This window comes from Kineosphaera limosa NBRC 100340, assembly GCF_000298215.1.
Taxonomy (GTDB): Bacteria; Actinomycetota; Actinomycetes; order Actinomycetales; family Dermatophilaceae; genus Kineosphaera; species Kineosphaera limosa.
This window is the reverse complement of record NZ_BAHD01000058.1, coordinates 20,777-43,601: the sequence shown is the minus strand read 5'-3', so window position 1 is coordinate 43,601 and position 22,825 is coordinate 20,777. Positions and strand designations below refer to the sequence as shown.

Below are 22,825 nucleotides of genomic sequence, written 5' to 3'. Positions count from 1 at the left end.
GCCCTCGCGACCCGCGCTGCGGCCGCCCTCACGACCGCCGTCCCGGCGGCCCCGGCCGGCGCCCCGACCGGTCTCGCCCAGGTCTTCGATCACCTCGGCGTCCAATCCCTCGCGGGTACGCGCGGCCTTGGGTAGCCGACCGGTGACCGAGGGGTCGATCTCGAGGTCCTCGTAGAGGTGTTCGGAGGAGGAGTAGGTCTCCTCCGGGTCCGGGATGCCCAGGTCGAGGGCCTTGTTGATGAGCCCCCAGCGGGGCAGGTCATCCCAGTCGACGAGGGTGATCGCCACGCCGGTCAGGCCCGCGCGGCCCGTGCGGCCCGTGCGGTGCAGGTAGGTCTTCTCGTCTTCGGGGCACTGGTAGTTCACGACGTGGGTCACGTTGGGCACGTCGATGCCGCGGGCCGCCACGTCGGTGGCGACGAGGATGTCGACCTTGCCGTTGCGGAACGCGCGCAGCGCCTGCTCGCGGGCCCCCTGGCCGAGGTCGCCGTGGATGGCCGCGGCGGCGAACCCGCGGTCGACGAGCTCGTCGGCGACCTTGGCGGCGGTGCGCTTGGTGCGCGAGAAGATGATCGTCAGCCCGCGGCCCTTGGCCTGCAGCACGCGGGAGAGCAGCTCGACCTTGTCCATCGCGTGGGCACGGTAGACGAACTGCTCGATGGCGGCGACGGTCTGGCGGTCGTCACCGGCATCGGAGACGGCGCGGATGTGCGTCGGCTGCGTCATGTATCGGCGGGCGAGGGCGACCACGGCACCGGGCATCGTCGCGGAGAACAGCATGGTCTGCCGCGAAGCCGGGGTCTGCGCGAGGATCTTCTCGACGTCGGGCAGGAAGCCCAGGTCCAGCATCTCGTCGGCCTCGTCCAGCACGACCGTACGCACGTTGGACAGAGCGAGGTGGCCCTGCTTGTTGAGGTCGATGAGCCGGCCCGGGGTGCCGACGATGACCTCGACGCCGCGGCGCAGAGCCTCGATCTGCGGCTCGAACGCGCGGCCGCCGTAGATGCTCTCGACGCGGATCCCGCGCTTCTTGCCGGCGGTCTTGAGGTCGCCGGTCACCTGGGTGCACAGCTCCCGGGTCGGGACGACGACGAGCGCCTGCGGGCGACCCGGGTGGGGCAGCGACTCGAAACTCTCGTCGCCGGGGGCCACCACCTTATTGAGCAAGGGCACGCCGAAGCCGAGGGTCTTGCCCGTGCCCGTCTTGGCCTGGCCGATGATGTCGTGGCCTGTGAGCGCGACCGGCGCGGTCATCGCCTGGATCGGGAACGGGTGAACGATGCCCGCGCCGGCCAGCGCCGCGACGATGTCGGGGTGTACGCCGAAGTCGGCGAACGTGGGGGCGGGTGCCTGGGGGGCTGCTTCCGGGGCCTCGACGAGCTCGGCCTCGATGATGGGCGTCGCCTGCTCGGCGACGTCGTTGTGCGTTTGTGTCATGGACTCTCTCGATCGGTGGCGCGTCGCGGTGGCCTCGAGCTCATCTCGGGGCGCGCCGACGCACGGCGGTCAGGGCCGATCGGAGGTTTGTCCATCGGGCCACCCGCGCGGGTGGCCCGGTCTTTTGCCTGCTCCGTGAGGGGCTGGGCGGGCGCAGCGAGTGCTGCGACGATCATCGCCGTGCGATGACTAGGGGTGTCGTTATCGGCCGACCGGGCACCTGTTGACATTGCCATGGTACCCGGGTCGGCGACCGAATCCGCTATGCCCGGTTTGCGTGCTCGCTGTTGTGCTCAGAGAGTCGAGTGGGGCCCCCTTGGGTTCGCACTCGATCAGAGCTGGCCGAAGCCGACGCCACCCTTGCGCTGGCTGCCGATCTCGATGTACGCCAAGGTTGCGCCCGGCACGAGGATGACGCTGCCCTTGCGGTCTACGAGCCGCAGCACCGTTCCGGACTTGAGGGCGTCGGCGACGGCCTGCTCGATCTCCTCCGGGGTCTGGTCGCTCTCGAGGGTGATCTCGCGGGAGGTGTGCAGCACACCGATCTTGATCTCCATGCCGGTCTCCCTAGGTCTCGTGGCGATCGTGCGCCAACGCTGCGTCTGATCCGCTGGTGGCGAATCCTGGGGTCGTGGTCGGAGGTCGCCCGGGGGCGTCGCCGACCGTCCCTTCCAGGGTAGACGGGCCTGCTTCGTTCAGTTGGCGGCGGGGTCGGAGCCGGTTCGGGGCAGGCCGCGCATGCCGCGCCAGGCGAGTTGGGCGACCAGCCGCACCGCCTCCTCCTGGGGCATCTGCTCACCGCTGCTCAACCACTGTCGGGCCGCGATCTGGGCCATTCCCACGACGCCGGTGGCGAGCAGCAGCGCCTGCGCCTGCGAGCAGTCCGTGTCGGTGCGGATGACGGCCGCGACCGCTTGGGCGCAGTGCTCCTGGACGGCGTCGATGCGGCTACGTACCTGAGGATCGTTGACGAGATCCGATTCGAAGACGAGCCGGTAGGCCGCTCCCTCACGGGCGACGAACGCGAAGTAGGCGCTGATCGTGGCGACGACCCGCTCCTTGTTGTCGCGGGAGACGTCCATGCCGCTGAGCACCTCGGCCACGATCGCCTCGTCGGCCTTGTCCAGCAGCGCCAGGTACAACTCACGTTTGCCAGGAAAGTGTTGGTAAAGAACGGGTTTGGAGACGCCCGCTTGCTCTGCGATCTCATCCATGCCAGCGGCGTGGTAGCCGCTCTCGACGAACACCGCCTGCGCCGCCGCCAGCAACTGGGCGCGGCGGGCCGAACGCGGTAACCGCGTGCGGCTCGGTGCTGCGGGCCGTTCGTCGTCGATGGCCACGACTCTCCCTGTGGTTCGTTCTCTACGCTTTCCGGGCATGTTATCGCCCACGGACGTAGGCATGGGCGGCCCGACGTAGCCTCCAGCCCGCCCGTGCGGAGCCCGCCAGCGCGCCCGGGCCGTGGGCAACACGCCCGGGAGCCTGCGCGTCTGTGCAGGTCAACCGGCCAGGGTGGGTGCGACGGCGAAGCTTGTCGGCGGTCGGTGATCTGATCATGGCTGTGAGCATCCAGACAGCCGCGGGCACCGCCTTCGCCGCCGATTCCGCCGACGCCGCCGACAGCGCGGGTGCCGGTGGCCTCGGGCGCGAGCCGGTCGAGCTGCCGGACTGGTCGAGGCTCGATGCCGCGCAGCGCGCGGGCGTCCTTGCCGCGGGGTCGGTGCGGCGGGTGGTGGGTGCGCCGGGCACGGGCAAGACGACGGTGGCCGTGCACCGCATCCTGCACGCGGTGCGGGGTGAAGGGTTGGGGCCGCACCAGTGTCTGCTCATCGCGCCCTCGCGGGTCCAGGCAGGGCGGCTGCGTGAGCGGCTGAGCCGGGCACTGGCGGCCACCACGAGTCATGTGCCCGTGCGCACCATGGAGTCGTTGGCGTTCTCGCTGGTCCGATCCCGGGCGCAGGAGGAGGCGACGGTGGCGCCGCAACTCATCACCGGCGCCGAACAAGACGTCATCCTGCGCGAGCTGCTGGCCGGGCACGCGGCGGGCCACGGGCGCGTCCCGCACTGGCCGGAGTCGCTGCGGGAGGCGACGACGACGCGTGGGTTGCGCGCCGAACTGCGCGAGCTGCTCATGCGGCTGGCCGAGCACGGCGTGGGGGCGGGCCACCTGCGGGCGCTGGCGGCGGCGCACGAGGTGCCGGTGTGGGCGGCGGCTGCCGATGTTCTGGCCGAGTACGAGGAGGTCAGCGCGCTGAGCCGGCCGGGGGCGTTGGACTCGGCCGGCCTGCTCGCGCAGGCCATCGCGGTGCTCTCCGAGGCGAGCGAGGCCGGGCCGGCTGGCCAGGGCGCCGCCGCTGCGCCCGTCGGTGCCGCGGCGCTCGTCGGTGGCCTGCGGCTCGTTGTGGTCGACGACGCGCAGGAGCTGACCCGGGCCGGCGTCGTGCTGCTGGCGCGCCTCGCCGACCTAGGCGTCCGTCTCCTGCTCGTCGGAGATCCAGACGTGGCCACCCAGACGTTCCGCGGGGCGCAGCCGCACGCGCTGCTCACGGCGTGGCGTGGTGAGCCCGAGTACCTGCGGCCGCCCCTGCCGGGCTTGGGGCTCGGCGAACAGGGTGCGGGCAGTGCCTCCGGTGCGGTGGTGCTGCGCACCTGTCACCGGGCAGGCCCGGAGGTGGTCGCTGTCGCCGACCGGGTCGCTGCGCAGATCGGTACCGCCGGGGTGGCCGCGCACCGGCAGCCCTTGGCCAGGGGACCGCGCGGCGCGAGTTCGGGGGTCGAGGTGGCTGTGACCCCGTCGGCCGCTCACGAGGCGCGGCATATCGCGATGACGCTGCGCCGCGCGCATCTGCAGGAGGGGGTGCCGTGGGAGCAGCTGGCCGTCATCGTGCGCTCGGGCTCGCAGGCGGCGGCGCTGCGACGCGCCCTGTCGGCGGAGTCGGTGCCGGTCACCGTGCCGGGAGCACGAGTGCCCCTGCGCGACGAGCCGGCGGTGCGGCCCCTGCTCACCCTGCTCGCCCTGAGCCTGTCCCCGCGCCCGTGGCTGCCGGCCACAGGGGTCGTCGACCTCATGACCAGCCGCCTCATCGGCGCCGACTCCCTGGGCGTGCGCGCCGCCCGCCGCGACCTGCGACGCCACGCGCAGGCGCACGGGCACACACGCGGCAGCGACGAGCTCCTGGTGGCGGCCCTGCAACTGGCCGACGCCACGCACGAGTCGGTGCGGGCAGAGCTCACCGCGCTGCCGGCGCCGCTACGGCGGATCGTGCGGGCCGTGGCGGCCGGTCGACGGGCCGCCGGGCTACACCCCCCGGGTGAGCAGGCGGGGGCGGCCGACGGCTCGGCAGCACAGCACGGCCAGATGGTCGCTGCGCCGCCGGCGGAGCAGCAACTGACCGGCGCAACACCGCAGACCCGGGTCGCGCGCCGGGTCGGGGTCGACGAGGTGCTCTGGGCCATCTGGTCCTCACTCGGCCTCGCGGACAGGTGGCGAGCGCAGGCGGTGCGAGGTGGGTCCGCGGGCGCTCGCGCGGATCGCGACCTCGACGCGGTGTGTGCCCTGTTCGACGCCGCTGGGCGCTATGTGGAGCGCCTGCCCGGCAGCAGCCCACGCGGATTCCTCGACCACGTCGCGGCGCAGGAGATCGCGGCCGACAGCCTCGTCGCCCGGCGGGTGCGGGCCGGTGAGGTGACCCTGACGACCCCGGCAGGAGCGGTCGGCGGTCAATGGCACACCGTCGTCGTCGCGGGCCTGCAAGAGGGAGCGTGGCCCGACCTGCGCCCCCGCGGCTCGACGCTGCGGGTTCCCGAGTTGCTCGACGCCCTCGGCGACGTGCCGCTAGCGCCGCACGAGGCGGCGGCACCGTCGACCGTCGACACTCCGGACCGTCTCCGGCGGTTGCGGCACGACGAGGCGCGTCTGCTGCTCCTGGCCGTCAGCCGAGCACGCACGCGACTTCTGGTCACCGCGGTGCGCGACGAAGAGAACCAGCCCTCGGCATATCTCGACGTCATCGACCCGCAGGGGCACAGCGAGCAGAGCCGCCCGTTCGCGGAGGCCGTGCGGCCGCTGACGGTCGCGGGCGTCGTCGCCGATCTGCGTCGCCGCCTGGCCGGCGAGCCGGCCCCGGCCGTGCGGGCGGCGCTCGCCCGCAGGCTGGCGCGATTCGCCGATGCCGGGGTCGCGACCGCCGATCCCGCTCGCTGGTGGGGTGGTAACGAGCCGACCGACGAACGCCCGGTGTGGCCGGGTGCGGCGCAGGTACCGGTGTCACCCTCGCGCGTCGAGGCGTTCACCCGCTGCGGGCTGCGCTGGCTGTTGACGTCCTGCGGCGGGCAGTCGACGCACGAGTCCGTGCCGGTGGCCATCGGCAACCTCGTGCACGAGATCGCCGCCGAGGTCGACAACGACGACGCTGGGCTGCTGCGCGCGGCTTTGGCGCAGCGCTGGCCGCGGCTGGGACTGGGCCAGGGGTGGCTCGCGCAGCGCCACTACGAACTCGCGGAGTCGATGCTCAGCCTCCTAGCCCGCTACGACGCCCAAGCGAGCGCGCAGGGGTGGCGCGTCGTGGGGCGCGAGCTACCGGTGCGCGTCGACGTCGGTCGCGCCACCGTCACCGGTCGCGTCGACCGGCTGGAGGTCGACGCGCAGGGTCGGCTGCGGGTGGTCGACCTCAAGACCGGCGCGGGTAAGCCCGCGCGGGCCGACGTGGCCCGGCTGCCGCAGCTCGGCGCCTATCAGGTGGCGGTGCAGGCGGGTGCCTTCGGCGGCGACCTCGGCAGCGCCAGCGCTGGCGCCGCCCTGCTGCAGGTGGGCAAAGCCGCCGGCACCAAGCCGACCCTGCAGGTGCAACCGGCGCTCGCTGCAGACGAGGACCCCCAGTGGGCCGAAACCCTGGTTCGCGAGGTTGCCGACGCCATGGCGAGCGACCACGTCGAGGCTCGCGTCGGCGAGGCCTGCCGCACCTGTCCGGTGCTGGACTCCTGCCCGCTGCAAGCCGCGAGGTGGACGCTGTGAGTACCCCCGGGACGGGCGGCCCGGCCCGCCGCGTCGCGCCTGAACCACGCCTGCGCGCCGAGCAGATCGCGGCCGCCCTGGAGCTACCGCCACCCACATCGGAGCAGCGCCGCATTATCGAGCACCCGCTGACCTCAATGCTCGTCGTCGCCGGCGCCGGCTCCGGCAAAACCGAAACCATGGCTGCACGGGTCGTCTGGCTCGTCGCCAACGGCGCCGTCACACCCGAGCAGGTGCTCGGCCTGACGTTCACTCGCAAAGCCGCTGGCGAACTCGCCGAGCGCATCGACAGACGGCTACGTCGCCTGGCTGCCACAGGACTCTGGCGCCCCGACGAGGCGAGCGGTGCGGACATTGCGGCCTCGGCGGCTGCGGCGCGCTCGCCCGTGTCGATGCCGACGGTGTCGACCTATCACGCGTACGCGGGGCGGCTGCTGCGCGATCACGGGCTGCGCCTTGGGATCGAGAGTGACTCCCGGCTGCTCACCGCGGCAGCCGCCTGGCAGCTCGCCCATGAGGCGGTGACCTCCTACGACGGGTCCGTCGCCGACCTGGACGCGGCCGAGTCGACCATCACCCAGGCGGTGCTGGCCCTCAGCTCAGAGCTGGCCGAGCACCTGCGGATGAGCAGCGAGATCGACTCCTGGCTGATCCGGCTCGAAGAGAGGGTCGAGGCGCTGCCGCTGGGCGGCCGCCGCCGAGCGGTGCCCGCCGGCGTCGCGAGCCTGCTGACTCACGCACGGTCGCAGCGGGCGGTGCTGCCGCTGCTGCGTCGGTACGCACAGCTCAAGCGCGACCGGGACAGTCTCGATTTCGCCGACCAGATGGCCCTGGCCGCCCGCCTGGCCGAGTCGTTTCCCGACGCGGCCGACGCCGAGCGAGCCCAGTATCGCGTGGTGATCCTCGATGAGTTCCAGGACACCAGCGAGGCGCAACTGCGGCTCCTGCACGCCGTCCTGGGCGCCACCGGCCCCACCGGATCGGACGGCGACGACCCTGTCAGGTCAGAGGGGGTCAGTTCAGAGCCTGTCAGTTCAGAGCGGGTCGGATCCGAGCCGGTCACTTGCCAGCCGAACAAGCAGGAAGACAGCGGTGAACCGGAGCGGGACCTGCCAGAGCGGACGGCTGCCGCCCGGTCGCGGCTCGCGCCGGTGCCGGTGATGGCGGTGGGCGACCCGCACCAGTCGATCTACGGCTGGCGCGGCGCGAGCGCCACCACCCTGGCGTCGTTCACCACCCTGTTCGCACCCAGTGCCACACCCCCCGCGGGGACCGCGCCGGTGGCCGCCAGCTCTGGCAGCTCCGGCAGCTGCGAGGGCGGGTCGGTGCGAGTCCCGGTGCCGACGCTGCCGCTGTCGACGAGTTGGCGCAACGACGTGGCGATCCTGGCCGCCGCCAACCGGCTGGCCGACCCGCTGACCACTGGCTCCCCGGTTCCGGTGGCGCGTCTGGTGCCGGCACCGGCTGCCGGATCGGGGTGCGTCGAGCTCTTACGGGCACAGACCCATCTGGCCGAGGCGGACGCGGTCGCGCAGTGGGTCGCGGATCGCTGGTGGAAGCACCCCGGGCCACCCCAAGGAGCCGGTCGGGGCGGCGGTGAGCGCCGCGGCGTCAGCGCGGCCGTGCTCTGTCGACGCCGCGCGCAATTTCCCGCGATCGTCGATGCGCTGCGGGCCCAGGGCCTACCGGTCGAAGTCGTCGGGGTCGGCGGGCTGCTGCTGACCCCTGAGGTCGGCGATCTCGTCTCGCTGCTGGCCGTGGCGGCCGACCCGGCGCGCGGCGACCAGCTCATGCGGCTGCTCACCGGGCCCGCCGTCCGGCTCGCCCCCGCCGATCTCACCGCCCTGCACGCGTGGACCCGGCAACGCCACCAGCGGGCTACTCAGGCGCCCGCCACGGACCACGCTGACAGCGAGGAGGTGACGGACCGCGCCGTCGGCGAGGTGCACGAGGCGGCGAGCCTGATCGAGGGCCTCGACCGGTTGCCTCCGCGGCAGTGGCGCGGTCCGCGAGGCGAGTGGTTGACCGATGCGGCCCGGCAGCGACTGGCCCAGCTCGGCGCGACTATCGCCCGGGTGCGGCGCAGCTGCGACCATCCACTCTCCGACATCGTGCGGATCGCCCAGGAGGCAATTGGCCTCGACGTCGAGGTCATGGCCCGCCCCGGGGCCACGTGGGGCTCGGCGCGGGTGCACCTGGACGCCTTCGCCGACGTGGCTCGCGACTTCGAGGCAGCGGCCGACCGGCCCGGTCTCGGCGGCTTTCTCGCCTGGCTGGAGATCGCCCGCGTCGAGGAGCGGGGGCTCGAGTCGCCGGCCGCGCACACCAGCCAGGACTGCGTGCAGGTGCTCACCGTGCACGCCGCCAAGGGTCTGGAGTGGGACGTCGTGGCCGTGCCTGGGCTGCTGGAAGGCTCGTTCCCCGGCTACCGCTTCCAGCGGTCGGCACCCGCCAAGGGTGTGTGGCGGCTGGCCGAACCCAAGGACCGCGGCTGGATCACCGGCCTGGACCGCATCCCGTACGCGCTGCGGGGCGACCGCAGCGCCTTGCCCAGCCTGGACTGGCGCAGCGCCGACACCCTGGACACCCTCGAGGGCCGGCTCGAGGATTTCGCGCAGGCCGGCGGGCGGCATGCCCTGGCCGAGGAGCGTCGGCTCGCCTACGTCGCGCTCACCCGGGCCCGACACGAGGCGCTGCTCAGCGCGTCGGTGTGGGCCGAGGCGGGTAGCCCCCGCATCACGTCGCGCTTCATCAGCGAGCTGCTCGAAGACACCGGCGAAGACATCGGCAAAGACACTGGCGATGGCACCGGCGATGGGCGCGACGGCCAAGACCTGGCGAATCCGAGTGCAGGCAGCGGCGCGGCGCCCACGGGAGCCTTGCCGGGCGTGCACGTCAGCCGGTGGGCTCCCATGCCGCCCAGCGACGACCCGCATCCGGTCAATCCGCTGGAGGCGCACGCACCGACCTTGCTGTGGCCGGCCTCCGGGAGTAACGACGACGAGCGGCGGGTCCGGCACCGCCAGGCAGCCGAAGCGGTCGAGCGCTTCCGCCGGGGTCCCTCGGCTCCCGCCTCCTCGGCTCCCGGCCCCTCGGCTCCCGCCTCCTCGACGCCCGGCCCCTCGGCTCCCGCCTCCTCGACGCCCGGCCCCTCGACGCCCGGCGTCGCCGCGCCTTCGCCCGCGGACCGGGAAAAGCCTGGTCCCGACGAAGGGGACGGCATCGGCGATCCCGACGGGCTGGATGCCGAGACGACGGCCCTGCTCGCCGAGGCGGATCTCTTGGCCGACCTGGTGGAGCTGGACGGCCTCGATCACCTGGGCGCCTCGCACGGTGCGGTGGGCGGCGCCCCGGGTCACCTGTCGACCTCGCAGCTGGTGCGTTTCGCCGAGGACCCCGAGGGATTCCTCGCCGAGCAGCGACGGCCGGTGCCGCAGCGGCCGTCGCCGGGCCGCCGCAGCGGCACCGAGCTACATCGGTGGATCGAACAGCACTACGGGGCCGCGACGATTGTCGACCTCGATGACCTACCCGGTTCGGCCGACGACGACTTCGGTGGCGACCTCCGCGCCGCCAAGGAGCGATTTCTCGCCAGCGAGTGGGCCGCCCGAGCGCCGCTGGCCGTGGAACTGCCGGTGGAGACGATCGTCGAGGGGATGCCACTTCGGGGGCGCATCGACGCGGTCTTCCCGGACGGTGACGGCGTCGTCATCGTCGACTGGAAGGCATCGCGGCCGGTCACCGGCGACCGGTTGCGCGCTCGGACGCTACAGCTCTGCGCCTACCGCGTGGCCTACGCCCGCCTGCGGGGGCTGAACGTCAGCGACGTGCGCGCTGCGTTCTACCACGCGGCCACCGGCGCCACGGTGTACCCGCCACAGCCGCCGGACCCCGAGCAAGCGTTGCGCGCCCACGTCGCAGCGATCCGCACCCAGTCGGCCGGCCCAACCGAGCCAACGTCGTCAACCGAGCCAACGTCGTCAACCGAGCCTGCCGAGTCTCCGGGTCGCGACTGGACGCCGACGGGGCGTCAGCAGGTGCCAGTAGGAGGGCACACGGCATCAGGAGGAAACCACGAGGCCCCGGCGGAGCAGGCCCGGGCGCGCGCCGCTCAGCCGGCGGAGCCCCGGGGGTCCGGTGACTCCCCGGTTGAGCGCCCGGGCTCCGTGCGCGCTGTTCGGTCCGCATTCACCTCGGACGCCTCGCCGCCCTCGTCCGCTGCCGGCGCGGAGTCGGGGGAGGAGGTCGTCGACGAGCGATGAGTTGAGCTGGCGCGATCGGTCTGACGTTGATCGGCCGAGAGGGGCCGCTTCGCGCCGACCCGGCCCGGTCCACTGGGCGAGGGATTGACCGCCTGCGAGGGCGCGGTCTGCCGGGGGACCGCGGTCTGCGGGGGGACCGTGGTCTCCGGCGGCAACGAGGGCTCGACCCCGGTGCCGGGCTCGGGCGGGATGACCGGCAGTGGCGCGGTGTGCGGATCTTCGCCCGCAATGTCGGATCCACCCGCGGTGGACGCGCTCGTGGTGGACGCGCTCGTGGTGGACGCGCTCGTGGTGGACGCGCCTGTGGTGTCGCTGCGACTCTCGCCCCCAGTGGTATCGCTGCGACTCTCGTCGCCAGGGGGATCCGCGGCTGCGGTGGAGTCGTTTCGCTGCGCGCCCTTGGGCGCCTGCTCGTCCTGGTCCCCGATCCTGCGGGTGGGCCCGCCGGCTTGGTAGAGGTCTTGCCCCCCGGTGTCGGCGTCGAAGTCGACGGGGAGCCGGTCGACCGCGGTACCTGAGCGGTTGCCGCTGCCGCGACCGTGTGAGACGAGGTCGTCGAGCCGGCGCAACGCCTCGGTTGCCTGCGTCAGGTGTCGGCGATCGCCCAACCGGCGCGCGGTCAGCAGTTCGCTCAGATACTCCAGCTCGGCCAACAGGCTCGCCCGGTCGGCCAGATGACCGTCGGCCGGCTCGTGTCGCGCCCCCGCGTAGGCCTCCAGCACGGTGTCGGCGGTCTCCGTGGGCGCCAGCGCCAGCAGCGCCGCGAGGTCTTCCGCCGGATCCCCGATCTGGGCGCTCTCCCAGCTCGTGATGCCGACGACCTGCGCGGTCGCGCTGTCGTCCGGATCGCCGAAGCGCAGCAGCAGGTGATCGTCGTGCAGCCGCCCGTGCACCGGGGTGGGCGCGAACCGCCACCACGACACGTCGTCGAGCATCCGCTCCCAGCGGGCCAGGAGCCCGGTCGGCACCAGCCCGGTCGCCGCACCACGGTCCACGTCCGCCTGCCGCCGTCGGCGCAGGTCGTCCGCCTCGTAGGCCGGGACGCCCGCCTCCTCGAACACCCGCCGGTCGAGGTTGTGGACTGCGGCCACCGCGGCCACCACCGCCGTCGTCAGCCCAGGCCCCGCAGGCAGCAGCGCGAAGTCGACGGATCGCCCGGCGATCAACGGATACACGACTGCGCGCCGACCGTCGCGCAGCGGCGCCACCCCGGCGCTCTCCGGCACAGCGAAAGGCACCTTGTCGGCGATCAGCCCCGCCAGGGCAGCGGACTCCTCCAACTGCGCGGCCGCGACCGCGTCGGAAGGCACCCGCACCACCCATCGGCGTCCGTCGTCGCCTTCGATGAAACCCACGCGGAACCGCTCGCCGACCCGGTCGACCAACTCCTCGACGAGGCGCGGGCGTAACCCGGGAACGGCGGCGTCCGCGAGCGCAGCGAGGGTCCAGGCCGAACGTGTCACCGCCCCACGGTATCGAGCCGGGCCCGCGACGCACGTCCACCGCGCGGGAGGGCCGGGGCAGATCGCACCGTGTGTCAGGGTGAGCATCATGAATTCTGCGGCGGAGGCCGGGGCGCGCGCGCCACGCCTGGACCGATGCGGTGCCCAGCGCACCGACGAGCATCTGCTGACGACCGTCCTCGCGCAGGACGACACCCGCGTGCTCGTGTGGTCGCGCCACGGCATGCTCGTCGACACCAGCACCCCCGGTCAGCCGCGGCTCGTGCTGCACTATGGCGGTCCCGGCGTGCCACAGACCGTGGCCGGGCAGCTGGCGATCTTCTTGGGGCGCGACGAGAACGGCCACGCGTGGGTCGCCCTCGCGGTCGACGACGCGGGAGACGCAGCGGGCGACGACACGGCCGAGGCAGCGTCAGAAGCAGCCTCGTCACACCTGGTGTGGCTGGGACTGCGCGACGTCGGGTTCGAGTTGCCGCCGATCGAGCTCGACGCGTTCATGACCGCGCAGGCGCTCGCCTCCTGGCATCGGACCCACGTGCGCTGCCCCCGGTGCGGCGCTCCCACGGTTGCCGTGCAGGCCGGATGGGTGCGGCGGTGCGAGGTCGACGGGTCCGAGCACTACCCGCGCAGCGACCCGGCGGTCATCATGGCCGTCATCGACGACCGGGAACGCCTGTTGCTGGCTCGCTCGCCGGCCTGGCCGCAGAACCGGCGTTCCGTGCTCGCCGGATTCGTCGAGCCGGGGGAGCGGTTGGAAGAGACCGTGGCCCGGGAGGTGGCCGAGGAGGTCGGCGTCACCGTGCACGACGTGCAGTACTTCGGCAGCCAGCCGTGGCCGTTCCCGGCGTCGCTGATGCTCGGCTTCACCGCTCGCGCGACCGATCCGACCCTGCACCTGGACGACGCCGAAATCGTGGCCGCCGAATGGTATTCACGAGATCAGCTGCGCTCGGCCGTCGACTCCGGCGCCCTCGGACTGCCCGGTCGGCTCTCCATCGCCCGGCGGCTGATCGAGGGGTGGTACGGCGAGCCGCTGGTGCCGCCGGTCGAGCTGCCGTTCCACCGCCCGGACGCGACCACGACCACGAACACGCACCAGAACACGCACCCGGACAAGCCCAGCAGCGGGCGCTGACGAGCCACCGCGGACTCAGGGCACCTGCGCCGCCTCGATCGAGGCGAACGGGTCGCCGCCGTACACCGTGCCGGCGGTACGGGCCGCGAACCGCTCCTTGGTGTGGATGTAGGCGCCGCGGTCCAGCGGATAGAAGTAGGTGCGCGGCAGCACCGAGGGTGCGCTCTCGAGGTAGTACTCCACGAAGCGCGCCACTCCTTCGTCCTCCAACGCCTTCGTCGAGACATAGAGGAACAGCGGACGGGTCAGATTGCCGTACCGACCGCTTTGCGCGTCGGCCAACGAGGGTTGCAGTCCATCGACGGCGACAGTGGTGACCCGCGCCTGATGCTCGTGGGTCGTCGACAGGTAGTTGCCGACGCCCATGTAGCCCAAGCCCCCGGGGTCGTCCGCGATCCACTGCGACAGCTGCGCCAGGTCGTCGGTCGCCGTGTAGTCGGTCCGCAGCCCGTCCGCGTTCTGCGTGATCGCGTGGGAGAACGAGGCGTGGGTGCCGGAGGTGTCGGGGCGCCCGTACAGGCCGATGGGCTCGTCGGGCCACTCGGCGCGCACCTGCGACCACGAGGAGACCCCCGAGTCGGCCGCCCAGATCGAGCGCAGCTCTGCCCGGGTCAGCTCGTCGACGAAGGAGGCTTGGGAGTTGCGGACGACGCTGATGGCGTCGAGCCCGATCGGTAGTTCGAGGAACTCGATCCCGCTCTGCTCGCACTGCGCGACGTAGTCGACCGGCTGCCCGGCCCCGGGGATGGCGGTGGAGGCGTTGTTGATGGCGGTCTCGCCGGCGCAGAAGCGTTCGAACCCGGAGCCGGTGCCCTCGGCCTCCACGGTGACGTCGAAGCCGCCCTCGCGGGCCACGAGGGTCGTGATCGGCGCGACCGTGGAGCTGCCCGATACTTCGATCGGTCCGCTGCCCGAGCCGAGCCGTGCGCCGCAGGAGGCCAGTCCCAGCGCCGCCACCAGCGGCAGCACCACCGCCGACACGTTCGTGGTCCAGTGCCGCGCCGGAGTCCGGCGTGCGCGCCTGGTGCGGCTCATCCCAGCCCCCCTCGTCGCTGGCGGCTATCGGCCAACTCGCGCAGCGCCTCCTGGAAGAACGCGCGCACCTCGCCCCAGTGCACCTTGGCGTTGGCCAGGTGTTCGGACAGCTTGGCGATCTCCTCGTGCTGCTCCTCCCACGTGCCGCCGTGGTCGCGCGCGCAGGCTTTGCGCGCGGCCAGCTCGGCTTTGAGCTGCGCCACGGTCTCCTCGGCGTCGCGCAGCATCTCCTCCAGTTCGCGGTCGGGCGAGAACCGCGAGCTGCCCTCTCCGGCGCCATGGCGGCTGGCCGGTTCGGTTGCGGCGGTAGCGGAGCCGGTGTGGTCGGTCGGTCGGCTCGTGGGGTCGGTCATCGGGTGCCCTTTCGATCGCGGACGGTCGCAGGTGCGCAGGGGAGTGGGTGCGGGCCGATCACAGCAACACCGTCACGGCGATGAGCGCGCTGGGCAGCAGGACGAACATTCCTAGCACCCAGGCGACGACGTACATCTTGTTCTCGGACCCCAGGCGGGCCAAGGTGCTGGCCATCGTGACGGGAAGCGGCCGCAGGAACGGGATGGAGAACACGACGATCGCCGCGAACACGTTGTAGAGCATGTGCACCGAGGCTGCCTGCAGCGCGGCCTGGCCCTCGACGCCGGTGAAGCCGAAGGCGGCGATGAGCGCGGTGAGAGTCGTGCCGATGTTCGCGCCGACGGTGAACGGATAGATCTGCTTCAGGGAGAACTTGCCGGAGCCGGCGAGCGGCACGGCAAGCGATGTCGTGGTCGAACTCGACTGCACCATGACCGTGATGAGCGTGCCGGAGGCGATGCCCGACAACGGGCCGCGCCCGATGGCCGTGTGAAAGATCTGCTCGGCCTTGCCCACGAGCAGCGACTTCAACATCGTGCTGATAAAGCTGATGATCAGCAGGATCAGGGCGATGCCGAGCACGATGAGCGTGATGCCGCCCCACACGTCGCCCAGCGGGCTGACGGCCCATTCGAGGAGGTCGGCCCCGGGGCCAGTGATCGCGGAGACGACCGCGCCCAGACCGGAGAAGGCGGCGCCCACGACGCCGGCCTCCTCGCCCGCGAAGGTCGAGGCGATCCACTCCGACGCCCGACCCAGGATGCCGAAGGCGATCTCCAGTGGGAAGAAGATGAGCAGCGAGACGAGGTTGTACATGTCGTGCACGCTGGCGGCGCCGAAGGCCCGGCGGAACGTCTCCTTGTCGCGGGCCATGCCGAGGCTGACCAGGGTGCTGGTCATGGTGGTGCCCATGTTGGCGCCGAAGAGGATCGGGATGGCGATCTCGATGGGCAGGCCGCCGGCGACCATGCCGACCGTCACCGCCGTGGTCGTCGAGGAGGACTGCGTCAGCACCGTCGCCAGCAATCCGATCATCAACCCGACGAACGGGTTGGCGGCGAACTGGAACAACTCCTTGGCCTCGTCGCCGACCGCCATCGAGAAGCCGTTACCGATCGAGCTGACGGCTGTGATGAGGATCCAGATGCCGGCGAGCACTCCCACCCAGTTCGCGATCTGCATCGCGCGGCCCTGCAGCGGCAGGAAGTCCAGGGGACTCTTGGGCGCCTTTTCTTGCGCGTCGCGGGGCTCGGTCGCGGGATCGTCGTCGGGCGGAGCCTGAGTGTGCGAGGTGCCGTCGGCAGAGGTCGAGGCCATGAGGTCTCCAGATCGGTCGAGATCGGCTGATCTCAAACCGATCACGGAACGACGGCGGCCAGTGTGGCCGCAGGGTGAACACTGCGTGAGCGCTGTCGGGACGAATGGGTGAATCGGGACAAGTCCGGCCCTCCGGCGCTCGCGTGAGGGCTGTCGGAGGTCTCTGACAGGATCGAGGGGATGCTCCCGCCACCCCTGCGCCACACCGAGCCACCAGGCCCGGTCGATCCCGACGCGCTGCTGGCCGCGCTCGACGCGGAGCAGCGGGCGGTGGCGCAGCAGCCGCTCGGCCCGATGTGTGTGCTCGCCGGCGCGGGCACCGGCAAGACCCGGGCCATCACGCACCGCATCGCCTACGGGGTGGCGGCCGGTGTGCTGGTGCCCCAACGGGTCCTCGCTGTGACGTTCACCGCGCGCGCCGCGGGGGAGTTACGCACCCGCCTGCGCGAACTGGGCGCACGAGGCGTCCAGGCCCGCACCTTCCACGCGGCGGCCCTGCGGCAGTTGCGCTATTTCTGGCCTCAGGCGGTGGGTGGGGCCGCGCCGCAGATCGTGCCGCACAAGGCGCCGTTGGTCGCCGAGGCCGGGGCCCGGCTCGGGCTACGACTCGACCGGGCGGCCATCCGCGACCTGGCGGCCGAACTGGAGTGGGCCAAGGTGGGCATGCTGACGCACGAGACGTACGCCGGGGCCGCCCAGCGAGCCCACCGCGAGCCGCCCGGCATGGACGTCACCGCCATGGCTCGCCTCATCGAGGAGTACGAGCAGGTCAAGAGCGAACGCGCCGTGATCGACTTCGAAGACGTGTTGCTGCTGCTCGTCGGCATCCTGCGCGAACACGGGAGGGTCGCGGCGGCCATCCGCGAGCAGTACCGCCACTTCGTCGTCGACGAGTATCAAGACGTCAATGCCGTGCAGCAACGACTGCTGGACCTGTGGGTCGGCGATCGCGACGACGTGTGCGTCGTGGGCGACCCGGTGCAGACCATCTACTCGTTCACCGGCGCCTCGCCCAAGCATCTGCTCGACTTCGCGCGCCGCCACCCGAAGGCCGCCACCGTGCGGCTCGTGCGCAACTACCGCTCGACACCCCAGGTCGTGGGCCTGGCCAACACGGTGCTGCGCGCTCGCAGCACCGGTGGCGGTACGAGCGCGGGGGTGCAGTTGCGGGCCGTCGCCGCCGCGGGGCCGCCGCCGCAACTGGTTCGTTACGACGACGACGAGGACGAGGCCGTCGGCACCGCCGCCGCGGCGGGTCGACTCATCGCCCAAGGGATTCCGGCGGCACAGATCGCGGTGCTCTACCGCACGAACAGCCAGGCGGAGGCGCTCGAAACGGCGTTTGCCGCGGCGGATCTGCCGTATCTGGTGCGGGGCGGCGAGCGCTTCTTCAGCCGTGAGGAGGTGCGCCGAGCCGTCGTGCTGTTGCGCGGCGCGGCTCGCTCCGACGACGGGGTGAGCCCGCTGCCGCGCCTCGTCGGCGACGTGCTGACCGGGGCCGGTTGGAGTCCGGAGCCGCCGGCGGGGCGGGGTGCCGTCCGGGACCAGTGGGAGTCTTTGCAGTCTCTGGTGCGGCTCGCCGAGGAGCTCACGCGCGGCCTGCCCCAGGCGCGGCTGCGCGAGTTCATCGCCGAACTCGACGAGCGGGCGGCAGCCTCCCACGCACCGACGGTCGACGGGGTGACACTGGCGAGCCTGCACGCAGCCAAGGGTCTGGAGTGGGACGCGGTCTTTCTCATCGGCGCTAGCGAAGGCTTGTTGCCGATCTCGATGGCGCTGACCTCGGCGCAGATCGAGGAAGAACGTCGGCTGTTGTACGTCGGCCTGACCCGCGCCCGCACCCACCTGAGCCTGTCGTGGGCCGCCGCGCGACCCGGGGGGCGACCCACCCGGCGCCCCTCGCGCTTCCTCGCGCCCGCCGCCGGACTCCTGGGCGCGGCCGCGCTGCCCGACGACGATCCCAGCGCCGGCGGGTCACGTGGTGGGTCACTTGGTGCATCACGCGCTGGGTCACCTGGTGGGTCGCACGGCGGACCGGGTCGTCGGGGCGCGGCGACCCGGCGTGCTCCCGCGCGCTGCCGCGGCTGCGGTGGGGAACTGCCCGACGCGGCCGCCCGCAAGGTCGGGCGGTGCGCCGACTGCCCGCCGGGCTACGACGAACAAACGATGGTCCGCCTGCAGCAATGGCGCGCGGACGCCGCCGCGCGGGCCAAGGTGCCGGCGTTCGTCGTCTTCACCGACGCGACCCTGGCCTCGATCGCCGAGCGGATGCCGGCCGACCTGCCGGCCCTGGCCCGCATCAGCGGCGTCGGTGCCGTCAAACTCGAGCGCTACGGCGCCGGCGTGCTCGGCGCCCTGCACGAGCCCACCCCGCCCGCGTGAGCCGCACGGGGCGTTCGGGCAGCGGCGAAAGCAGCGGCGAGAATCTGTGTCGATAAATACGTTGCACACCGCGGCATGGCTCGCTTAGCCTGAATTCACCCAGGTCACGGCTATGCCAGGACACGAGTTTGTCCGTCGTGACGAGCGTCGCAGCAGAGAGGAGGAGAGGCGTGTGAACACCACCATGACGTTGAGCCGCATGGCGTCGATGCAAACGACGTGGAGCAGCCTGTCGAACGAGACCTTCGAGCAGACCACGAGTCCGTCCGTCTACGCCTCCGTAGCCTCGTTCGCCGCCTCCTGCGCCGCGGCCCCCGCCTTCCCGTTCGCCGTCTTCGTCGGCGATGACCGACCGCGTTGGGGCGCCGAGAAGCACCTCGGCATGACGCCCGGCACAGCCACTTTTGTCCAGACCACCCCGTCCACCACCTCGGGTCTCCACCCGGCAACGAGCAGATCGGCACCGTCGAGCACCTAGCCGACGACACGTCTCCTCCAGGCCGCGGAACCCGATCGGGTCCGCGGCCTTCGTCATCCCAAGGCACTGCGCACCCACAGCCCGGACACGTCCGAAAGACAGGCACATGACCAGCGCAGCAGTTCGCCGCGAGCCTCCGGCACCCCGGACCCGCCGCCGACCGCCAGCCCGGACGACCAGCCGCCACCGCGGCGCCCAGGAGACGACCATGCACACAGCCACCGCCCTGCTTGCCGACGCGCCCAGCGGCCAAGCCACCGATGGTGCGTTGACCGGTGGGGAGGCGACCGAGAGCGACCTCATGGTCGCGTTGCCCGATGTCACCGACGAGCTTCCGTGCCGCGCACACGACGGCGAACTCTGGTTTGCCGAGCGGCCGGAGGAGGTCGAGCGGGCCAAGGCGTTGTGCGCAGACTGCCCGCTGCAGGTCCAGTGCCTGCAGGGAGCGCTGAGCCGTCGTGAGCCCTGGGGCGTCTGGGGCGGGCAGTTGTTCGTGCAGGGCGCAGTGGTCGCCCGTAAGCGGCCCCGTGGCCGCCCCCGTAAGACCACGGCCGCCTGAGGTCGCCCATCAAACGACACATGATGTGTCACTTAACAATTGTCGAATCGTTACTTTCGCCGTTAGAATCCCGGGAAGGCACCGGGGGTCGGCGCAGGTGAGCGCCGTGGGTGCCGCTTCCGAGCAGTGCGCGCCGGCTGCGCTGCGACCGACGGACGGGAAGTCAACGCATGCCTGTACCCGCGCGTGCCAACACCGTGATCAGCCTCGACCGCCTGCGACTGGCCATGGTGCGCAACAGCTCCGCGGCCCGGCGCAACGGCGAGCAGGTACCCGTCGATCCGTTGGTCGCCGCCGCCCAGGCCCAGGCGCGGGCGCTGCGAGACGTGCGCACCGCAGCGCCCGCGACCGACCACCAGCCGTAAGCCACGCCTCGTCGGCTCGGGCGCCTCGCCGGTCCGTGCGCCGACCGACGCGCCGATCGAGCCTGGCACGGCTCAGTCGTGGGCCTCCGGGCGCGGTACGGGGTAGGTGGCCTCCGGGAGCCACCGGGCGAGCACCTGCGCGACCGGCACCTCGCCCTCCAGCTGGGCGAGCACCCCGAGCCCGCCGATCCACACTCGCTCGATGAGCAGGTATTCGCGGGGCAGGTTGAGCTTGATGCTCGTGCGCCACTGCTCCCCGCGCGGATCCTGCAAGCGGGTCGCGACGCCGCGCAGCCAGGAGCGGCGCAGCGTATAGGTGGGCACGGTGAACGGTTCGAGAAACGGCTCGATGAGGTTCAGCACCGCCTCCGCCTGCACCGTCATGGTCGGCAGCACGAAGCCCTCGTCGCGCAGGCCGGCCAGCAGCGGCTCGGCCTCGCCCCGCAGCGCGTACGTCAGCAACCGGCCGATCGCGGTAGGCAGCCCGTCGGGCAACTCTTGGACCGCGCCGAAGTCGAGCACCCCCAGACGGCCGTCGGGCAGCAGCCTGAAGTTGCCCGGATGCGGGTCGGCGTGCAACAGCCGGGCCCGTTGCGGCCCGGCGACGAGAAACTCCAGATACCGGGTCGCGGCTTGCGCCCGCTGCGTCGGCGTGCCCTCCCCGATGATGCGCGAGAGCGGCACGCCCTCCATCCACTCGGTGATGATGACCGCGCCCTTTTGGTGAACGACGGCCGGGACGAAGACCTCCGGGTCGCCCTCGAAGGCCTCGCCGAATCGGCGCTGGCTGTTGGCCTCGAGGGCGTAGTCCAACTCGTCCTCGACCCGCTCGACGAGCTCGGCGAGAATCGGGCCCAGGTCCAGGCCGGGCACCCAGGAGGCGAGCATCCTGGTGGCCTGCGCCATCCTGCGGAAATCGCCGACGAGGGCCTCGCCCGCGCCGGGGTACTGGATCTTGACGGCGACCTCGCGGCCGTCCTTCCAGATGGCGTGGTGCACCTGCCCCACCGAGGCGGCGGCCGTCGGTGCGTCGTCGAACTGGGCGAACTTGGTGCGCCAGCGGGGGCCGAGCTCGCGGCTGAGCACCTGGTGCACGGTGGCCGTCGGCAGGGACGGCGCCGAGTCCTGCAGCTTGGTCAGCGTCGCCCGATAGGGCGCGGAGAACTCTTCCGGCATCGCGGCTTCGAGCACCGAGAGCGCCTGACCCACCTTCATCGCGCCGCCCTTGAGCTCGCCGAGCACGGTGAACAGCTGCTCGGCCGTGCGGGCCTGCAACTCCGCGGCGACGGCCTCGGCGGGCTTGCCGCCCAACCGTTTTCCGGCCCCCCAGGCCGCCCGCCCGGCGACCCCGATGGGCAGCGACGCGAGCTTGGCCGTGCGCACGATGGCGCGGCGTGGCAGTTCAGTCACCGTTCCATTGTCGCCGATCGGCGCAGCCCCGGCATGCTGCGTGGGAGCGCCAGGCGTGGTGCGTCGCCTGCGGGGAGGGCAACCGGTAGGTGGCGGACAGTCCCGGGGGAGGGGGGTGCCCGTCGATCGCTCCGAACACGAAGGTCGCCACGAGCCCGGTCGCCAGAGCCCGCAGGCTGCTCTCGGCCTCCACGGGTTGGGCCTGGCCGGGCCGGTTGGGTGCCAGCTGCGACAGCAGCTCCGGCCAGGCGGGGTCGCGGTCGCCGCGGTGCCGGTCCACGCACTCCAGGCAGGGGCTCGAGTCCAGCACCAACGGCCCGACCCGCAGCACGGGTCCATCGATGACGACCGGCAGATGCGGCACGCCGTGGCGCCGCCACGACTCGGCGCTCTGGTGCGGCACCGCGCCCTCGGCGACGATGACGACGAGATCGGGGGGCTGGCCAAGTCGTCGGCGCAGCGCCAGATCGGCGGCGCCGACGGCCGCCGGGCCGCTCTCGACCGCGCACAGGCCGCCTTCGCGCAGGCAGTCGGTGATCTGATCGACCAGGCGGCCGCGGCCGTCGACGATCACGCGTGCCTGGGTGCGTCGCGACAACAGCGTGAAACCGTCGTCGTCCAGCCCGTAGGCACAGGCGCGGGCCGCCGCGTCCGCGGCGAAGCACCACACCTGCTCCGGTTGGATGCCCCGCAGATCATCCATGCGCGTGGTGGCGCCCAGCAGCAGGTGGTGCTCCGCGAGCCGAGTGAGCACCTCCGTGAGTCTGGTCGAGTCGACCAGCAGTTCGGGGGAGTCCCCGAGGTTGGCGCGGGGCCCGCCGTGTCGTCGGCTCCCCAGCCGGCGCAGCTGCTCGATCTCGTCCTCGCTCAGCCCGCGGACCACCACGCCGGCGTCGAGGCTGCCGATCTGCAGCGCATCCGGGCCGCGGCGCAATACCCGCGCATGCGCCTGCAGGACCGGGCGGTGCAAACGGTGGCGCGATGGTGCCGCCGGGGTCGGCGAAGGCGCACGGGCCGCGCCGGTCGGGCCGGTCGAGGCGGTCGAGGCGGTCGAGGCGCCGGCGGGAGAGCCGGTAGCGGGGTAGGTCGGGGTGTCGGAGGGGAGGCGGTCGAGCATCGTGGGGCTCTTTCGGCGTGAGGGTGGGAACGACGCCGAGTCTGCCCGCCCGGGGGAGGCACACGACGCCGCTATCCACAGGCCTGTGGATAGCGGCGTCGTGTGGGAGCGCAGTGGTGCCGACGAAAAGCCGGCGGTCCCGGGCGAAAGCCCAGGACCGCCGGCTGATTCGGCGCTATGGCGAAAGGTGCCCCCACGGCCGGGTGGCGTCCCTGCCTGCCCGGCCCGACCGGTGTGGCCTCGTGTCGGTCGTCAGGCCTTGCCGAGGATCCGGTTGAGGTTGGTACCGCAGGTGGGGCACTTGCCCTTGGCCATGCGGCGTCCGTTCGTCTCGACGACGTTGCCCTCCGCCTCGCGCTTCTCCTTGCACTTGACGCAGTAGAACTCGCCCTTGTAGGTCTCGCCGGTGTCTGTCATGTCTTGAGGCCCTCTCATATGGAATGGCCGCACGCAGGCGGCCCTGGGACCAGGCCACAGTAGACCAGCGTCGGCCCGAG

At 72.3% G+C, this 22,825-nt stretch carries 16 protein-coding genes and 1 pseudogene; 7 read left to right on the top strand and 10 right to left on the bottom strand.

Annotation, left to right across the window (positions count from 1 at the left end):
• The 3 genes from KILIM_RS15735 to KILIM_RS15725 form a co-directional block, all read right to left on the bottom strand.
• The coding region (locus tag KILIM_RS15735; protein ID WP_006593714.1) for a DEAD/DEAH box helicase at window positions 1–1,437 on the bottom strand (1,437 nt) is incomplete at its 3' end.
• Window positions 1,438–1,769: 332 nt separating this feature from the next.
• Window positions 1,770–1,994 carry a DUF3107 domain-containing protein gene (locus KILIM_RS15730; protein WP_006593713.1) on the bottom strand — a complete coding sequence of 75 codons (225 nt, stop codon included), beginning with the start codon at window positions 1,992–1,994 and terminating at the stop codon, window positions 1,770–1,772.
• A 138-nt stretch (window positions 1,995–2,132) separates the two neighbouring features.
• Window positions 2,133–2,777, bottom strand: a complete 645-nt coding sequence (locus KILIM_RS15725) for a TetR/AcrR family transcriptional regulator (protein ID WP_006593712.1) — start codon at window positions 2,775–2,777, stop codon at window positions 2,133–2,135.
• Between the two features lie 221 nt (window positions 2,778–2,998).
• On the opposite strand from KILIM_RS15725, the gene KILIM_RS15720 reads away from it, so the two are divergent.
• Together KILIM_RS15720 and KILIM_RS22570 are read left to right on the top strand one after the other, a co-directional pair.
• Entirely contained in the window at window positions 2,999–6,451 is a 3,453-nt protein-coding gene (locus KILIM_RS15720) for a UrvD/REP family ATP-dependent DNA helicase (protein ID WP_169330770.1), read from the top strand.
• Window positions 6,448–10,713 (top strand): ATP-dependent helicase, encoded by a 4,266-nt coding sequence (locus tag KILIM_RS22570; RefSeq protein ID WP_006593710.1) that lies wholly within the window; start codon window positions 6,448–6,450, stop codon window positions 10,711–10,713. Before KILIM_RS15720 ends, KILIM_RS22570 begins: the two co-directional genes overlap by 4 nt.
• Window positions 10,714–11,408: 695 nt before the next feature.
• Here KILIM_RS22570 and KILIM_RS25090 read toward each other — a convergent pair.
• Window positions 11,409–12,263, bottom strand: a pseudogene (locus KILIM_RS25090) (phosphotransferase); the annotation flags it as partial.
• A gap of 1 nt (window position 12,264) precedes the next feature.
• On the opposite strand from KILIM_RS25090, the gene nudC reads away from it, so the two are divergent.
• Complete coding sequence (gene nudC, locus KILIM_RS15705) at window positions 12,265–13,311, top strand: NAD(+) diphosphatase (RefSeq protein WP_006593708.1); 1,047 nt, start codon at window positions 12,265–12,267, stop codon at window positions 13,309–13,311.
• A 15-nt stretch (window positions 13,312–13,326) separates the two neighbouring features.
• On the opposite strand, the gene KILIM_RS15700 is transcribed toward nudC, so the two are convergent.
• From KILIM_RS15700 to KILIM_RS15690, 3 genes are read right to left on the bottom strand one after another with little or no spacing between them, the layout of a single operon-like run.
• Window positions 13,327–14,346, bottom strand: a complete 1,020-nt coding sequence (locus tag KILIM_RS15700) for a substrate-binding domain-containing protein (protein ID WP_006593707.1) — start codon at window positions 14,344–14,346, stop codon at window positions 13,327–13,329.
• Complete coding sequence (locus KILIM_RS22560; protein WP_006593706.1) at window positions 14,343–14,699, bottom strand: hypothetical protein; 357 nt, start codon at window positions 14,697–14,699, stop codon at window positions 14,343–14,345. The genes KILIM_RS15700 and KILIM_RS22560 overlap by 4 nt, the downstream gene beginning before the upstream one ends.
• Before the next feature lie 58 nt (window positions 14,700–14,757).
• Window positions 14,758–16,017, bottom strand: coding sequence for a sodium:phosphate symporter (locus KILIM_RS15690; protein ID WP_006593705.1), 1,260 nt, complete (start codon window positions 16,015–16,017; stop codon window positions 14,758–14,760).
• A 180-nt stretch (window positions 16,018–16,197) separates the two neighbouring features.
• Between KILIM_RS15690 and KILIM_RS15685 the strand changes: the two genes are divergently transcribed.
• The 4 genes from KILIM_RS15685 to KILIM_RS15670 all read left to right on the top strand — a co-directional run bounded on the left by KILIM_RS15685 (window position 16,198) and on the right by KILIM_RS15670 (window position 19,801).
• Entirely contained in the window at window positions 16,198–18,399 is a 2,202-nt protein-coding gene (locus tag KILIM_RS15685; protein ID WP_006593704.1) for an ATP-dependent DNA helicase UvrD2, read from the top strand.
• Window positions 18,400–18,571: 172 nt separating this feature from the next.
• Window positions 18,572–18,877, top strand: coding sequence for a hypothetical protein (locus KILIM_RS15680; RefSeq protein WP_006593703.1), 306 nt, complete (start codon window positions 18,572–18,574; stop codon window positions 18,875–18,877).
• Between the two features lie 208 nt (window positions 18,878–19,085).
• Window positions 19,086–19,436 (top strand): WhiB family transcriptional regulator, encoded by a 351-nt coding sequence (locus KILIM_RS15675; RefSeq protein ID WP_006593702.1) that lies wholly within the window; start codon window positions 19,086–19,088, stop codon window positions 19,434–19,436.
• A 170-nt stretch (window positions 19,437–19,606) separates the two neighbouring features.
• A complete protein-coding gene (locus KILIM_RS15670) occupies window positions 19,607–19,801 on the top strand; it encodes a hypothetical protein (RefSeq protein WP_006593701.1) in 195 nt (64 codons plus the stop codon).
• Between the two features lie 72 nt (window positions 19,802–19,873).
• Here the strand turns inward: KILIM_RS15670 and KILIM_RS15665 are convergent, their stop codons facing one another.
• The 3 genes from KILIM_RS15665 to KILIM_RS24380 all read right to left on the bottom strand — a co-directional run bounded on the left by KILIM_RS15665 (window position 19,874) and on the right by KILIM_RS24380 (window position 22,745).
• Window positions 19,874–21,211, bottom strand: a complete 1,338-nt coding sequence (locus tag KILIM_RS15665; protein ID WP_006593700.1) for an ABC1 kinase family protein — start codon at window positions 21,209–21,211, stop codon at window positions 19,874–19,876.
• Window positions 21,204–22,328, bottom strand: coding sequence for a hypothetical protein (locus KILIM_RS15660; protein ID WP_006593699.1), 1,125 nt, complete (start codon window positions 22,326–22,328; stop codon window positions 21,204–21,206). Before KILIM_RS15660 ends, KILIM_RS15665 begins: the two co-directional genes overlap by 8 nt.
• A 252-nt stretch (window positions 22,329–22,580) precedes the next feature.
• Window positions 22,581–22,745, bottom strand: coding sequence for a DUF5679 domain-containing protein (locus tag KILIM_RS24380; protein ID WP_085956017.1), 165 nt, complete (start codon window positions 22,743–22,745; stop codon window positions 22,581–22,583).
• Window positions 22,746–22,825 lie beyond the last annotated feature (80 nt).

Excerpts from the sequence above, each read along its gene's own strand:
- KILIM_RS15730 (WP_006593713.1), bottom strand. The coding sequence starts at position 1,994 with ATGGAGATCAAGATCGGTGTGCTGCACACCTCCCGCGAGATCACCCTC.
- nudC (WP_006593708.1), top strand. The coding sequence starts at position 12,265 with ATGAATTCTGCGGCGGAGGCCGGGGCGCGCGCGCCACGCCTGGACCGA.
- KILIM_RS15700 (WP_006593707.1), bottom strand. The coding sequence starts at position 14,346 with ATGAGCCGCACCAGGCGCGCACGCCGGACTCCGGCGCGGCACTGGACC.
- KILIM_RS22560 (WP_006593706.1), bottom strand. The coding sequence starts at position 14,699 with ATGACCGACCCCACGAGCCGACCGACCGACCACACCGGCTCCGCTACC.
- KILIM_RS15690 (WP_006593705.1), bottom strand. The coding sequence starts at position 16,017 with ATGGCCTCGACCTCTGCCGACGGCACCTCGCACACTCAGGCTCCGCCC.
- KILIM_RS15685 (WP_006593704.1), top strand. The coding sequence starts at position 16,198 with ATGCTCCCGCCACCCCTGCGCCACACCGAGCCACCAGGCCCGGTCGAT.
- KILIM_RS15675 (WP_006593702.1), top strand. The coding sequence starts at position 19,086 with ATGCACACAGCCACCGCCCTGCTTGCCGACGCGCCCAGCGGCCAAGCC.
- KILIM_RS15670 (WP_006593701.1), top strand. The coding sequence starts at position 19,607 with ATGCCTGTACCCGCGCGTGCCAACACCGTGATCAGCCTCGACCGCCTG.
- KILIM_RS15660 (WP_006593699.1), bottom strand. The coding sequence starts at position 22,328 with ATGCTCGACCGCCTCCCCTCCGACACCCCGACCTACCCCGCTACCGGC.
- KILIM_RS24380 (WP_085956017.1), bottom strand. The coding sequence starts at position 22,745 with ATGACAGACACCGGCGAGACCTACAAGGGCGAGTTCTACTGCGTCAAG.